This window comes from Billgrantia aerodenitrificans, from assembly GCF_021404405.1.
Taxonomy (GTDB): domain Bacteria; phylum Pseudomonadota; class Gammaproteobacteria; order Pseudomonadales; family Halomonadaceae; genus Halomonas; species Halomonas aerodenitrificans.
The window spans coordinates 55,848-70,237 of record NZ_JABFTV010000013.1; the positions used below are offsets into that span (position 1 = coordinate 55,848).

Below are 14,390 nucleotides of genomic sequence, written 5' to 3' on the forward strand. Positions count from 1 at the left end.
TATTTCGGCAGTTTCAGTCTGAGCTGAAGGCATGAGCCTGCCGATACTTTGAGATTATGACGTCCTGGCGCGAATGCATAGATTGCGCGGGGTCAATCGATGCGCACAGAATGTGCCGATTTCCACCCTGAAGCCCGCTTCTTCAAGCCGCCGGACGCGATCCATGACCAGCCAAATCTCCAGCGGGCGCCGAAACAGGTGACGTACCAGCTCCAGCCGGCTCACCTCCGCCAGCCGCTGCCAGCCCGCGGCCTCGTAACGCCGATAGTCGAGTCCGTCCTCAAGCGCCAACCCCTTGCACTGCGCCGCCCAGTGGCAGAAGGCGTCGAAGCGCTCGGGCATCTGGCCATAGGCCAGGCTGGGCACGGGCAGGTAGGTATCCACGCCACGCAGCTCGCGCTGCAGCTCATCGAAACCCAGCCGCCAGGCATTGGCCCGCTCACGATGCCGACGCACTCCCAGCGGCGCCGTAACGGTTTCCTGAACCGCCAGCGCCAGGTCGGCACGTTCCAGATGCAGGGAGTGACTGTGACACAATGTCCGCCCGAGCTGAGATACGGGGCGATAGTCCGCCGCTTGCGTGCGGTGGTAGCAACATGGCGCCAGGGTCACGGCGAAGCCCGATGCCACGGCGCGCTCGAGCAGCCCGAGATGCAGGTCGCCGCAGGCGTGCAGCGCGACGACATGCGTATCGGCAGAGAGAAAACCCACCACCTCGTCGGCCAACACGTCCTGCCGGTACAACCGTACCGCCGCCTGCTGCGCCACAGCCAACCGTTGGCCTTCCTCGCATAGGCTGGCCTGCCACTCCAGGGCGCTGACCTCCCGGCCATGCCACCTGGCCAGGGCGCGGGAAAGATGCCCCTTGCCGGCGCACCACTCCAGCAAGCGCTCATGGGGCGCGACGTCCAGGTGCCGGACGAAGGCCTCGATCTGTTGCCATTTGCGCCCGCCGACATGTTGGCTCCAGGCCTCCGGCAACGACTCGCCTGTGGCAGACAGTGGCGACAGTTCGACCAGCTCGGCCAGCTCAGCGACCGGCAGTCGGTCCGCGAGCGGAGAGTCGTGCCAGGGATCGGCCTGCAGATGGGCGAGCTGGGCGTCGCTGAGCCCCAGCAGCGTTTCGGTCAGTTCCGGGTAACGGTCACACCAGGCGGCGCGACGCTGAGTGAACGGAAGCGGACGCCAGACCGCTTGCCATTCGGCCAGCAGAGCGGTGAGGCGGGAAAACTGCGGCTCAATATTCGATGCGGGATGCGCTGGCATCGAACTCCACCGCGATGTCGATACCCTCTTCCAGGCTCGCCTCTTCGCCCAGGGCCTGCTGCAGGGCCAGAACGCCCTCCACCCTACCCACCACATGAGCCTTGCTGCCTTCCACCTCGAAGGTATCCAAGGCCAGGCGAACCTCGGCGTTGTCGGAAGTGAATACCGGCGGCATCACGCTGGCACCGATGGGGTGCAACAGATCGAACTTGGCGATTTCACCCTCCACCAGGGTGATGCTGAGCGAGAGCGAATCACGCACACGCCAGCTGTCCGGTGCGGTGAAGCCGACCAGATCGATCACGACCCGATCACCCAGTTCGGTGAAGGTGGCGTTGGAATCCAGACCCTGGCTAAGAATGAACCACTCGCGCTCCTGGCCATCCAGCAGCCCCGTCATCATGCCGACGGTCTCGGCTTCCTCCTGGGCATGGGCCGCCCCTGTCATGGCCAGCAGCATCACAGGCCCCAGCCATGACCACAGCGTCGCTCTAACCCTCATGTCTCCCCCTTGACGTGCTTCGGCACTCATCGGCAACCGCGTCGCGGCCATTCTCCCGGGCGCTTACCTGACTGACAAGCCCCGTGAAAAAACGCCAGGCCCCGTGTGTGGCACACTGAACTCCCGACCGTGCCACGCTACTCAGCATGTCATTCAGCATAGCCTGCATGGCACCACACGAACCCGACCGCGCCGACAGTGCGGCTGGCCGTTACGCCAATGGGTGACGGAATGGTAAGGTCTCCGACAACCCTGCGGGTCTGATGTTGCGCAATCCGTTCCCGGTGACAAGGACTACACGATGATCGATTTCTGGACCTGGACCACTCCCAATGGCCGCAAGGTTTCCATTCTGCTCGAAGAGCTCGGCCTGCCCTACCGTACCCACGCCGTGGACATTACCCGGGGCGAGCAGTTCGAGCCGGCTTTCCTCGAGGTGAGCCCCAACAACAAGATTCCCGCCATTCGCGACGCCGAAACCGGCACGGCCTTGATGGAATCGGGCGCGATCCTGATCTATCTGGCCGAGAAGACGGGACGCTTCCTGCCCAGCGAACCCGAAAAACGCTACCGCACCCTGGAATGGCTGATGTGGCAGATGGGCGGGCTTGGCCCCATCCTGGGTCAGGCCCACCACTTCCTGAAGTTCAACGCCGGCAAGGCCCCCTATGCCGAGGAGCGCTTCCACGCCGAGGCCGAGCGCCTCTACCGCGTACTGGATGCACGCCTGGCCGACAACGCTTACCTGGCCGGCGATGAGTACACCATTGCCGACATCGCCTGCTGGCCCTGGGTATCGCGCTACGAGTGGCAGCGTATCACTCTTGACGATTATCCCAACGTGGAGCGCTGGTACCTGGAGATCGCTGCCCGCCCGGCGGTGCAACGCGGTTATCAGGTACCGCACAAGGTCAACGAGATTCCTCTGCCATGAGCCACGCTGCCACGACGAATAGGCAGGACGCGACTCAGCGCAGCGTGCTGGTAACGGGCTGCTCCAGCGGGATCGGCCATGCCGCCGCCCATGCCTTGGCCAAGCGGGGCTGGCGCGTGTTTGCCACCGCGCGGCGCGAGGAAGACCTGACGCGCCTGCACGACGAAGGGCTCGAGGTACTGCCGCTGGAGCTGGCCTCGAGCGACTCCATTACCGCCTGCGTAGAGCAGTTGCTGGCACACACAGGCGGCAGGCTCGACGCACTGTTCAACAATGCCGCCTACGGCCAGCCGGGAGCCGTCGAGGACCTCTCCCGCGAGGCGCTGCGTACGCAGTTGGAAGTCAACCTGCTCGGCACCCACGAACTGACCACGCGCATCGTTCCCGTCATGCGCGAACAGGGCTTCGGCCGGATCGTGCAGAACAGCTCGGTGCTCGGTTTCGCCGCCCTGCCGTATCGCGGTGCCTATGTGTGCTCCAAGTTCGCCCTGGAAGGGCTCACCGATACGCTGCGTCAGGAGCTTTACGGCAGCGGCATCCACGTCAGCCTGATCGAGCCTGGCCCGATCGCCAGCCGCTTCCGCGAGAACGCCTACCGCGCCTTTCTCGAGCACATCGATGCCCAGCGTAGTTACCATCGCGACACCTACCGTGTCGTCGAGGCTCGCCTGGCAGGGAAAGGGACATCCTCGGGTGGAGCCTTCACACTGGGGCCGGACGCCGTGGTCGACAAGCTGATCCACGCGCTGGAGAGCCGTAGGCCGAAAGCGCGTTATCATGTCACGCTGCCCACCCATCTGTTCGGCGTGCTCAAGCGCCTGCTCACCACCCGGGGGATGGACCGGGTACTGCTGGCATCGACACGCGACGAACGCAAAGGAGACTGAACTTGGGCCGACTCATTTCGTTGATCTTCCTGGCCGCCCTAGCGTATGGCGGCCTCTATCTCTACTACGGTCATGTCGTCAGGCAGGCCATCGATGAGCAGCTCGAGGCGCGCGGCCTCTCGGCCGTGGAGGTGCGACGGGTCACCTATGAGCCGCTGGCACCGCTGAGTACACGAGCCACCATCGCTGCCGAGATCCACTATCGCGGCGCCGACGCCACGGTTAGCGTTCGTCTCGAGGGCCACCCCATCTTTTCCGACGAGGTGCGCATGGAGCTCGACGGCCTGCAGAACCTGCGGCTAAGGTTTGGCGTGGGAGGATAACCAACAGGAGGACACCCATGAGCAGTGCCTACGTGGTCGGACAAGTTACGGTACATGACCCCGAGCGCTGGATGGAGTATGTCGAACGGGTACCTGAAACTCTCGCCCCCTGGGGCGGCGAGGTGATCATGCGTGGTCAACGTACGGCCATGCTGGCAGGCGAGCCGGGGCATCCCAACATCGTGATGCTGCGCTTCCCCGACCGGCAGGCCGTGGAGCAGTGGTACGCTTCTCCCGAGTACCAGGCCCTGGTGCCGTTGCGCGACTCGGCGGCCCAGGTCGAGCTGGCCGCCTACGAGGGATAAACTTCGGCACTGCGTACACGCATGCTATGCTGCGGGCTTTATCTCACGACAGCCTCTCACGACAGGAGCACGACATGGCCAAGGCAACTGCGCGACACATTCTGGTGAACAGCGAAGAGAAGTGCGAGGCTCTCAAGGCCGAGATCGAAGGCGGTCGCGACTTTGCCGAGGTTGCGCGCGAGCACTCCACCTGCCCTTCCAGTCGCCAGGGCGGCGACCTCGGCAGCTTCGGCCCCGGCCAGATGGTGCGCGAATTCGACGAGGTGGTGTTTTCCGGCGAGCTGAACAAGGTCCATGGTCCGGTGAAGACCCAGTTCGGCTATCACTTGCTGGAGATCACCAGCCGTAGCTGATAACCAGCCACAGCCGGTTATTGGCGACAGCATGACGCCACCTCCAGGAGAAGCCGCTCGTGCCTCGAACCGCACGGCGGCTTTTCTCGTTTGGCCCCCTGTGCCGAGCGGCCTCACGCGCTAGGATAGAGCCATGTCGAATCGATCTTTCGCCAACAGGGACGTCGCATGACTCTCTCAGCCAACCCTTCGCGGATCAGTATGCCGGAACCAGGCTCCGCTGCCGGCAACGGCGGCGAGGCCGGCACGCCGATGATTCAGGTCGAACAGCTCTCCAAGATCTATGGTGGCGGTTTCCAGGCGCTCAAGGAGGTGAGCCTGACCATCCGCCGCGGCGAGATCTTCGCCCTGCTCGGCCCCAACGGAGCCGGCAAGACCACGCTGATCAGCGTGATCTGCGGGCTGGTCAATGCCACCAGCGGCAGCGTCCGGGTCGATGGCTTCGACAACGTGGCCCACTACCGTGAAGCCCGCGAGCGCATCGGCCTGGTACCCCAGGAGCTGACCAACGAGGCCTTCACCACGGTATGGGACACGGTCAGCTTCAGCCGCGGGCTGTTCGGGAAGCCCAAGGATCCGGCGCATATCGAGAACGTGCTGCGCGCCCTGACCTTGTGGGACAAGCGTGACAACCGCCTGCTGGAGCTCTCCGGCGGCATGAAGCGGCGGGTGCTGATTGCCAAGGCACTGTCGCACAACCCTCAGGTGCTGTTCCTCGACGAGCCCACGGCCGGCGTCGACGTGGAACTGCGCCGGGAGATGTGGGAAGTGGTGCGGGGGCTGCGCGACCAGGGCGTGACCATCATTCTCACCACCCACTATATCGAAGAGGCCGAGGAGATGGCTGACCGCATCGGTGTCATCCGTCGCGGCGAGCTGGTCCTGGTGGAGGAGAAAGCCGCCCTGATGCAGCAACTCGGGCGCAAGGAGCTGACCCTGCACCTGGCGGTACCGCTCGAAGCCGTGCCTGCAGCCCTTAGCGGCCACGACCTCGTATTGGCCGACGAGGGCCATGCGCTGGTCTACACCTACGACGTCAGCCGTCAGGACGAAGGCACCGGCATCGCCGGGCTGCTCGCCGACCTGGAGGCAACCGGCATCAGGGTGAAGGACCTGCACACGCGACAGAGCTCGCTGGAGGAGATCTTCGTCAACCTGGTCAGGGAGAGTGCATGAACCTGCAATCGGTGAAAACCATCTACCAGGCCGAGATGGCTCGCAGCCTGCGTACGGTGCTGCAGAGCATCGTCTCCCCGGTGGTCTCCACGTCGCTCTACTTCGTGGTGTTCGGCGCGGCCATTGGCACCCGCATCAGCGAAGTGGACGGCGTGAGCTACGGCGCGTTCATCGTGCCGGGGCTGATTATGCTGATGCTGCTCACTCAGAGCGTCTCGACCGCTTCGTTCGGCATCTTCTTCCCGCGCTTCTCGGGGGCTATCTACGAAATCCTCTCAGCGCCGATCTCCTATTTCGAGATCGTGCTCGGCTATGTCGGGGCAGCGGCCACCAAGTCGATCATCCTGGGCCTGATCGTACTCGGCACGGCGCGGCTGTTCGTACCATTTTCCATTCAGCATCCGTTGATGATGCTGCTGTTCCTGATCCTTACCGCGGTGACCTTCAGCCTGCTCGGCTTCATCATCGGCATCTGGGCCGACGGCTTCGAAAAGCTGCAGTTGGTACCGCTGCTGATCGTCACGCCGTTGACCTTCCTCGGCGGCACCTTCTACTCCATCGACATGCTGCCCCCTCTGTGGCAGGCGGTGACACTGCTCAACCCGGTGGTTTACCTAGTCAGCGGCTTCCGCTGGAGTTTCTATGGCACCGGTGACGTGAGTATCTGGGCCAGCCTCGCCATCATCACACTGTTTCTCGGTGTAGCCCTGGCGGTGATCAACTGGATTTTCCGCACCGGCTATCGGCTCAAACCTTGAGGCAACGCATGCAGCCGGCGGTTAGCGCGCAGCGTTGAGCGCTACGGCACAGTTGCCGCTGGCGCTCGCGAGCGTTATTGGCCATGCTTTCACAGATTGCGTTTACATACTTGTAACAGGAGGCACAGCCTACTTACAGCACGAGCAGAACACGAGAATAAGCGAGCAGCGGAGTGATCCATTCCACGACAACTCCATCGCTCCATCACAAGGGAACTGCAATGACTGCTGGCAAGAACGAAGCTAGGCAGGGAGCTTCGCTCAATTGGTGCGTCGAGTTTCACGACGCCCCGCTGGAAGCCCTCTATCGCCGCACCATGCGCTTACAGGACGCACAGCAGCTGCGCTATGCGCTATGGCTGATTGCTGCCACCTTCCTCTTGTTCATCGCAGCGGACTATCTCCTGCTCGGCGCAAGCGGCACCTTTCTCATCCTGGCCGCCACCCGTATCGGCGTGACACTCAGCTGCCTGGTGCTGGCCCGTTACATCACCCGAGACCCTGCCCAGGCCCACCGGCCGCTGCCGCTCAATCTGGTCTACTTCGCCGCCATCAGCGGTTTGCTGCTGACGATCTACCTCCACCCGGGCAGTGTCGGGCTGCACATCTCGAGCATCGTGGTGGCCAGTCTGACCATCTATCTGCTGGTGCCCAACCGGCTGACCTGGATTCTCGTCTGGAATGGCTATCTGTCGTTCGGCTTCATTCTGCTGGCGCTGCTGTGGAAACCCCTGACCCCCGGCATGCTGGCGAGCACCCTGATGATCATCGCCTTCGCCAATCTGATGGGCTGGCTGACCTTCAGCCGACTGAACCGGCTGCAGCGCAAGCAGTTCGCCCTGCTGATGGATGAGCGCGACATCAATCGCAAGCTGCAGAGCGAGATCGAGGAGCGCCAAATGCTCGAAGCCCAGCTACGCCACATGGCAAGTACCGACCCACTGACCGGTATCGCCAACCGCAGGCACTTCTTCGAACTGGCGGAGCGCGAGCTGACCCGGGCTCATCGCGAGCACACGCCGCTGGCCATCTGCATGGTCGATATCGATCTGTTCAAGACCCTCAACGATCATCATGGCCATGCCGTGGGCGACCTGGTGCTGACGACGGTGGCCTCCTGCTGCGCCTCGGTGCTGCGCGAGACGGACATCATCGGCCGCTACGGCGGCGAGGAGTTCGTCATCGCCCTGCCCCAGGCCGATCTCGAGACCGCCAACTCAATCGCCGAACGCCTGCGAGACAAGGTGACCTCCCTGCAGCTCCCCATGCTGCCCCTCGGCCAGCGTCTTTCCGTCACGGTCGGCATCAGCCAGGTCGCGCCAGGGGAAACGAGGCTGGAACCGGCACTGCAACGCGCCGACGACGCTCTTTATGTCGGCAAGTCGCGCGGCAGAAATTGCGTCGTGGTGGCCGGCGAGGCTCCGCCCGCGTTCTCGGCAAGAGCCTGAACGTTGCCACCACCCCGGCTTGAACTCGACGCCGGGCCCGGTATGATTCGTCTCCTGCCCAGGCTCTGTCCGAGTAGCTGGCACAGCCCACCCAACGCCTATCACGGCGCCCTTCACGGCGGAGATGGTCATGCCGATACAGCACTGCATCGTCCACGAGATCGACAAGGAGAGCGGCGAGCAGCCGGCAAGCCTGCGGGCAGCCACTGCCGAGCTGGCATCGTCGCCGCTGCTGGAAGACCTGCTGTCAAGATTTCACGATGCCTACCATGCCAAGACCAAGGCATGGGGTCACTTCCAGGAGCCGGACGCCAGCGAACCGGGCTCGGCAACGCCCTTCGCCCAAGAGCTGACCGACTATCTGGAAGCGCGCAGCGACTTTGCCGCTTTCAGCCAGGCTCTGGCCAATCGCCTGCTGCCGCTGGTCGACGCGCACCTCTCCGCCTCCGGCCATCTCCTGTGCATCGACTATCGTCAGGGTGAAACCCACTATCTCGGCGTGGCATTGCTGCATCAACGTACGGGGTTCGGTATCGACTCGGCCATGCGGGTCGTGCCCGCGGCGCAGCTCAACCTGGCGCGCATGAGCCTGGGGCTGCGAATCAATCTGACCCAGTGGCGCGACGGCGCCGCTTCGCGTCATTACCTGTCGTGGATTCACGATCGCGGCGGCAAGAAGCTCTCGGAGGATCTGGCCACCGTACTCGGTGCCACCGAGGGGATCGACGCCACCGGCGAGACCCGCACCCTGCTCAAGGCCTTCAGCGACTATGTCGAGCGCGAAGACATGCCCGAGGAGCAGAGCCGGGAGAAGACCGAAGCGCTGATCGACTACGCCAATGAGCAGGCCGGCCGCGGCGAGCCGATCACCCTGGAAGAGCTCTCGGAGCTGCTCGACGAGCAACAGCCCAAGGCATTCTACGACCACATCCGCAACGCCGACTACGGTCTCTCGCCCGAGATACCGCCGGACAAGCGCACCCTCAGACAGTTTCGCCGCTTCACTGGCCGCGCCGGCGGTGTCTCGATCAGCTTCGACTCCCATCTGCTGGGGTCGTCCATCGAGTATGACGAAAGCCAGGACCGGCTGATCATCAAGCAGGTGCCCAAACAACTCAAGGAGCAGCTCAAGCAACGCAAGGAGTGACGCAGCCCGGCGCTACTCGATGCCGTGCGCAATCTCGGCGTTGGCCAGCCACTCGCGCAGCACCTGCTGGCCGCGCTGGGCAATGCCCGGACCGTGCAGCTGCGCCTGCTCACGCAGTTCGACCGGATCCACCTCCGCCACGGCAAGCTCGGCGGCATGACCAATCAGCCAGGGCTCGATTCGGGCCGGGTCCACCTCGAGATGAAACTGCAGCCCCAGCACCTGATCGCCCACGGCGAAGGCCTGGTGCGAACAGGGGTGGCTGTAGGCCAGCCGCGTGGCGCCGGGGGGCGTTTCGAACATGTCGCCATGCCAGTGCAGGACGTGATCGGGATTGCCCAGGTGGCGTAGCGGCCCCTCCTGTCCGTCTCGCGTCAGGTAGACGTCGGCAAAGCCGATCTCCTTTTCCGGCATCGGAAAGACCCGCCCGCCCATGGCGCGGGCGATGAGCTGTGCCCCGAGGCAGATACCGAGCAGCGGACGTCCCGAATCGAGCCGGTGGCGAATGGCGTCCAGCTCGGCGGCGAGAAACGGAAAGAGCGCATCGTCGTTGGCGCCAACCGGCCCGCCCAGCACCACCATCAACTCGGGGCTGTCGACATCCAGCGATTCCAGAGCATCCGGCCCCAGCAGTCCCGGGTCGAGGTAGCGGATGCGGTAGCCGAACTCCTCGAGGATCGGCTCGAAGATGCCCAGATCCTCGAAAGCAACGTGGCGGATGGCAACGACACTCTTCATGCGCAAGAAACTCCTTTTCCGTTCCGGACGGTTTGGCAGACACGCCAACCGCATCAGCAGCATAGCCAATGGAAACACCAAGCGTAATAACTTGGGTTTGCCGTTCTGAGGTAAAGCCGACTAGCTTGAGGGAGCATCATCGTTCTGTGCGCTCATGGATTGAGAAGGGGTCTTGGTCATGCAAGGCAAGGAAGTCACAAACCGGGATAAACCGGTGGTGATCATCACCGGGGCTTCGGGGGGCGTAGGAACCGCCCTGACCCGCAGCCTGAAGGATGACTATCACATCATCGGACTGGACCGCAGCGCGGGCGAAGAGGCCGACGAGAGCTACGAATTCGACCTCACAGAGGTCGACTCCATCAAGCGCACGATGAGCGAGATCGCCGAGCGGCACGGGCACGACATCGCCGCCGTGGTGCACCTGGCGGCCTATTTCGATTTCACCGGCGAGGAGTCGCCACTCTACGAGAAGGTCAACGAGCAGGGTACGCGCAACCTGCTCGAGGCGCTGGCAGACATGAACGTCGAGCGCTTCATCTACTCCAGCACCATGCTCGTGCACGAGCCTCAGGTACCGGGCCGCCGGGTCAGCGAGGAGACGCCGATCGGCCCCACCTGGGCCTATCCGCAGTCCAAGGCGCGCACCGAGGAGGTGATCAGGGAACATGCCCGCATGCCCTACACCCTGCTGCGCCTGGCCGGTATGTACGACGAGAAGACCAGCGTGCCGACACTCTCCCACCAGATCGCGCGCATCTACGAGCACACCCTCAAGAGTCATTTCTACTCGGGCAACACCAACGCCGGCCAGGCCTGCGTGCACAAGGAGGACATGATCGAGGCCTTTCGCCGCACCATCGACCGGCGCCGCGAACTGCCCGAAAAGAACGAAATCCTCATCGGTGAGGAGCATGCCGTCAGCTACGAGGCGCTGCAGAACCGTCTAGGTGAGCTGATCCACGGCAAGAAGAAATGGAAGACCGTGGTCATGCCCAAGCCGCTGGCCAAGACCGGTGCGCTGCTGGAAGAGAAAAGCGAGCCGCTGGTGCCGGACGACTTCGACAAGGGCGAGAAGCCCTTCATCCGGCCTTTCATGATCGACATGGCCGACGATCATTACGAGTTGGACATCCGCCGGGCGCGGGAACAGCTCGGCTGGGAGCCGCGCCATGAGGTCTTCGACACCTTGGAGGCGATGGTCGACCACCTGCTCAGCGACCCCCACGGCTGGTACGAGGCCAATGGCATTACCCCCCCGGACTGGATCGAGGAGGCCGAGGAGAAAGGCGTCAATCCTGAGCGGGTGCTGGAAGATCATCAGGCACATACCCAGCGCGAGCATTACCGCTTCCTGTGGGCGCACTTCTTCAATATTGCTCTGGGCGCCTGGCTGGTGGTATCCCCCGCCACCCTGGGCTACGACGGCGCCATGGCCTACAGCGACATGGCTTCGGGTCTGCTACTGGCGCTGTTCGGTGCGCTTTCACTGTCGCTGCAGCTGATCTGGGCGCGCTGGGTGTGCGCGGCGATCGGCCTTTGGGTGCTGTTCGCCCCGCTGGTGTTCTGGAGTGACAGCGCCGCGGCCTACCTCAACGGCACCGTTGTCGGCACCCTGGCCATCGGCTTCGCTGCGGTGGTGCGGCCGGCGCCCGGTATCTCACCGGCAGCGGCCATGACCGGCCCGACCACGCCGCCCGGGTGGAACAACAACCCGTCGAGCTGGCGCCAACGCATGCCGATCATCGCGCTGGCCTTCGTCGGCTTCTTCATCTCACGCTATCTCGCCGCCTATCAGTTGGGGCACATCGACGCGGTGTGGGACCCATTCTTCGGCGGCACCCGTGAGGGCCTGAACGGCACCGAGGACATCATCACCTCGGAGGCCTCCGAAGCCTGGCCGGTGCCCGATGCCGGCCTGGGCGGCATGGTCTACATGCTGGAGATCATGCTCGGTCTGATGGGTGCGGCCAACCGCTGGCGCACCATGCCTTGGGTAGTGGCCTCGTTCGGCGTGCTGATCGTGCCGCTCGGTGTGGTCTCGGTGACCTTCATCATCATCCAGCCCATTCTGATCGGCACCTGGTGCACCCTGTGCCTGATCCAGGCCGGGGCGATGCTGCTGCAGATCGCCTATGCCTTCAACGAGTTCGTCGCCACCGGCGAATTCCTCAAGCGGCGGCCCAAGGCCGGCGCTCCGGTGCTCAAGATCTTCTTCACCGGCGATACCGACGAAGGTCCCAACGAATCGCCGGACGAGGATTTCCAGTGCAAGCCCACCGCCATTCTCGGCGACGCGCTGGGTACCGGGGTCAACCTGCCCTGGAACCTGGCCCTGTGCATCCTGATCGGCGCCTGGCTGATGCTGACCCGCATCACCTTCGGCGCCGAGGGCACCCTGGCCAACTGGGAGCACCTGGTTGGGGCGCTGCTCATCACCCTGGGCGTCATCGCCATGGCCGAGTCGGCCCGTCCGGCCCGCTGGCTGATGATACCGCTGGCCACCATCCTGCTGTTCACACCCTTCCTGCACGGCGCCGACACGGCCGCGACGATCAACAGTCTGATTTGCGCGGTGGCAGTGATCTTGCTCTGCCTGCGTCGCGGGCCGATCCGCGGCGAGTATGGCAGTTGGAGCCGCTTGCTGGCCTGAAGCCTGCTGATCTGAAGAGAGTACCGGGTTGCCTGCGGGCGCCCCGGGCTCACTCATGCACCGATGCCGCAGCCCTGATATCGTATCCCCATGCCTGCCATGAGTGACCACCCGACATGACCCCACGCCCGGACCCGCGGATACTGCTGCGCCTGCTGGCGCTGCTCACCCCCTATCGCGGCCGCCTGATCATCGCCGCACTGGCACTGCTGGTGGCCTCCGGCAGCGTGCTGCTGCTGGGCCAGGGGCTGCGCCTGGTGATCGACCAGGGCTTTCTCGCCGCAGACGCCACCCGCCTCAACCAGACCCTGGGCGTGATGCTGGCCGTCGTCAGCGTGCTGGCCGGCGCCTCGGCGCTACGCTACTACCAGGTGAGCTGGATCGGCGAGCGCCTGGCCGCTGACCTGCGGCGTCAGGTCTTCGATCATCTGCTCGAACTGGAGCCGGCCTACTTCGAGAGCGCCTCCCGGCGCGACCGCGGCGCCGCCGAGATCGCCTCGCGCCTGACCGCCGATACCAGCGTGCTGCAGACCCTGTTCGGCTCGTCCATCTCGCTGGCATTGCGCAATCTGGTGATGCTATTGGGTGCGGTGACGCTGATGCTGGTGACCCAACCCTGGCTCTCGGCACTGGTGTTGATCGGCATACCCGCCACCCTGCTGCCGATCCTGTGGTTCGGCCGTCGCGTGCGGCGGCTTTCCCGCCATAGCCAGGACCGGGTGGCCGAGCTGGGCCGCTACGCCAGCGAGGCTCTGGACGGCATTCGCACCGTACAAGCCTTCTCCCACGAAGCGATCGACCGTCGCGACTACGGCGAGCGAGCCGAGCAGGCCTTCGCCACCGCGGTGGTGCGTACCCGCCAGCGGGCCTGGCTCACTGCCGCCGCCATGTTGACGGTATTCGCCGCCGTGGGCCTGATGCTGTGGCAGGGCGGCCAGGCGGTATTGGCCGGAGAGATCAGCGCGGGCGAGCTTTCCGCCTTCGTCTTCTATGCGGTACTGGCAGCCGGGGCGGTGGCGACACTGGCCGAGGTGGCCGGCGACGTGCAGCGCGCCGCCGGTGCCGCCGAACGGCTGCTCGAGTTGCTCGATGCCGAGCCCGCCATTTCCCCACCGCACGCACCGACGCCCCTACCCACGCCGCTACGCGGCGAGATCCGTCTGGAGAGCGTGAGCTTCACCTACCCAGGGCGAGAAAACCCGGCCCTGGATTCACTCGACCTGGAGATTCGCTCCGGCGAGCGCGTGGCGCTGGTGGGCCCCTCCGGCGCCGGCAAGAGTACGCTGTTCGCGCTACTGCTGCGCTTTCACGACCCCGAGCGGGGTCGCGTGACGCTGGACGGCATCGACCTGCGCGAGTTCGCCCCCAAGGCGCTGCGCGCCGGCATGGGCCTGGTGGCCCAGGAACCGGTACTGTTCACCGGCACGGTGGCCGACAACCTGCGCTACGGCAAGCCCGACGCCACCTTGGACGAACTGCGCGCCGCGGCCCGCGACGCCAATGCCCTGAGCTTCGTCGAGGCCTTGCCCCACGGCTTCGATACCGAGCTCGGCCCCGGCGGTGTACAGCTCTCCGGCGGCCAGCGCCAGCGCCTGGCGATTGCCCGTGCGCTGCTCAAGGACCCGAGCGTACTGCTGCTGGACGAGGCGACGAGTGCGCTGGATGCCGAGAGCGAGCGTCTGGTACAGCAGGCCCTGGACCGTTTGATGGTCGGGCGCACCAGTCTGGTGATCGCTCACCGCCTGGCCACGGTGACCGCCGCCGACCGCCTGCTGGTGTTCGACGATGGGCGCCTGGTCGCCGCCGGCCGCCACGGCGAACTGCTCGTACGCAGTCCGCTCTACCGCCACCTGGCGGAGCTGCAGTTCGGTCGACATCGGACGGAGGCATGAACTTGCGC

Annotated in this window: 14 protein-coding genes; 11 read left to right on the plus strand and 3 right to left on the minus strand. The window is 64.6% G+C overall.

Annotation, left to right across the window (positions count from 1 at the left end; genetic code table 11):
* Positions 1-54 precede the first annotated feature (54 nt).
* Together HOP59_RS20725 and HOP59_RS20730 are read right to left on the minus strand one after the other, a co-directional pair.
* A complete protein-coding gene (locus HOP59_RS20725) occupies positions 55-1,266 on the minus strand; it encodes a methyltransferase (RefSeq protein WP_010628092.1) in 1,212 nt (403 codons plus the stop codon).
* Positions 1,238-1,768: a hypothetical protein gene (locus HOP59_RS20730; RefSeq protein WP_141638578.1), complete on the minus strand. Its 531-nt coding sequence runs from the start codon at positions 1,766-1,768 to the stop codon at positions 1,238-1,240. The genes HOP59_RS20725 and HOP59_RS20730 overlap by 29 nt, the downstream gene beginning before the upstream one ends.
* 301 nt (positions 1,769-2,069) lie before the next feature.
* Between HOP59_RS20730 and HOP59_RS20735 the strand changes: the two genes are divergently transcribed.
* From HOP59_RS20735 to yejK, 9 genes are all read left to right on the plus strand, one after another.
* Positions 2,070-2,702, plus strand: coding sequence for a glutathione S-transferase family protein (locus tag HOP59_RS20735; protein ID WP_234255455.1), 633 nt, complete (start codon positions 2,070-2,072; stop codon positions 2,700-2,702).
* Positions 2,699-3,589 carry an SDR family oxidoreductase gene (locus HOP59_RS20740; RefSeq protein ID WP_234255456.1) on the plus strand — a complete coding sequence of 297 codons (891 nt, stop codon included), beginning with the start codon at positions 2,699-2,701 and terminating at the stop codon, positions 3,587-3,589. The genes HOP59_RS20735 and HOP59_RS20740 overlap by 4 nt, the downstream gene beginning before the upstream one ends.
* A 2-nt stretch (positions 3,590-3,591) precedes the next feature.
* The gene (locus HOP59_RS20745; protein WP_234255457.1) at positions 3,592-3,912 is read left to right on the plus strand and encodes a hypothetical protein; all 321 of its coding nucleotides are present in this window, start codon (positions 3,592-3,594) and stop codon (positions 3,910-3,912) included.
* A gap of 17 nt (positions 3,913-3,929) precedes the next feature.
* A complete protein-coding gene (locus tag HOP59_RS20750; protein ID WP_010628087.1) occupies positions 3,930-4,217 on the plus strand; it encodes a DUF1330 domain-containing protein in 288 nt (95 codons plus the stop codon).
* 74 nt (positions 4,218-4,291) lie between these two features.
* A complete protein-coding gene (locus HOP59_RS20755; protein WP_010628086.1) occupies positions 4,292-4,570 on the plus strand; it encodes a peptidylprolyl isomerase in 279 nt (92 codons plus the stop codon).
* 252 nt (positions 4,571-4,822) lie between these two features.
* Complete coding sequence (locus tag HOP59_RS20760; protein WP_026038082.1) at positions 4,823-5,746, plus strand: ABC transporter ATP-binding protein; 924 nt, start codon at positions 4,823-4,825, stop codon at positions 5,744-5,746.
* Entirely contained in the window at positions 5,743-6,504 is a 762-nt protein-coding gene (locus tag HOP59_RS20765; RefSeq protein ID WP_010628084.1) for an ABC transporter permease, read from the plus strand. Before HOP59_RS20760 ends, HOP59_RS20765 begins: the two co-directional genes overlap by 4 nt.
* A 221-nt stretch (positions 6,505-6,725) precedes the next feature.
* Positions 6,726-7,952, plus strand: coding sequence for a GGDEF domain-containing protein (locus tag HOP59_RS20770; protein ID WP_234255458.1), 1,227 nt, complete (start codon positions 6,726-6,728; stop codon positions 7,950-7,952).
* Positions 7,953-8,082: 130 nt separating this feature from the next.
* On the plus strand, positions 8,083-9,099 hold the full coding sequence (yejK, locus tag HOP59_RS20775; protein WP_234255459.1) for a nucleoid-associated protein YejK: 1,017 nt from the start codon (positions 8,083-8,085) through the stop codon (positions 9,097-9,099).
* A gap of 12 nt (positions 9,100-9,111) precedes the next feature.
* On the opposite strand, the gene HOP59_RS20780 is transcribed toward yejK, so the two are convergent.
* On the minus strand, positions 9,112-9,837 hold the full coding sequence (locus HOP59_RS20780; protein WP_234255460.1) for a glutamine amidotransferase: 726 nt from the start codon (positions 9,835-9,837) through the stop codon (positions 9,112-9,114).
* A gap of 178 nt (positions 9,838-10,015) precedes the next feature.
* Between HOP59_RS20780 and HOP59_RS20785 the strand changes: the two genes are divergently transcribed.
* Together HOP59_RS20785 and HOP59_RS20790 are read left to right on the plus strand one after the other, a co-directional pair.
* Complete coding sequence (locus HOP59_RS20785) at positions 10,016-12,490, plus strand: NAD-dependent epimerase/dehydratase family protein (protein ID WP_234255461.1); 2,475 nt, start codon at positions 10,016-10,018, stop codon at positions 12,488-12,490.
* A gap of 116 nt (positions 12,491-12,606) precedes the next feature.
* Entirely contained in the window at positions 12,607-14,382 is a 1,776-nt protein-coding gene (locus tag HOP59_RS20790) for an ABC transporter transmembrane domain-containing protein (RefSeq protein ID WP_234255462.1), read from the plus strand.
* The last annotated feature ends 8 nt before the right edge of the window (positions 14,383-14,390 follow it).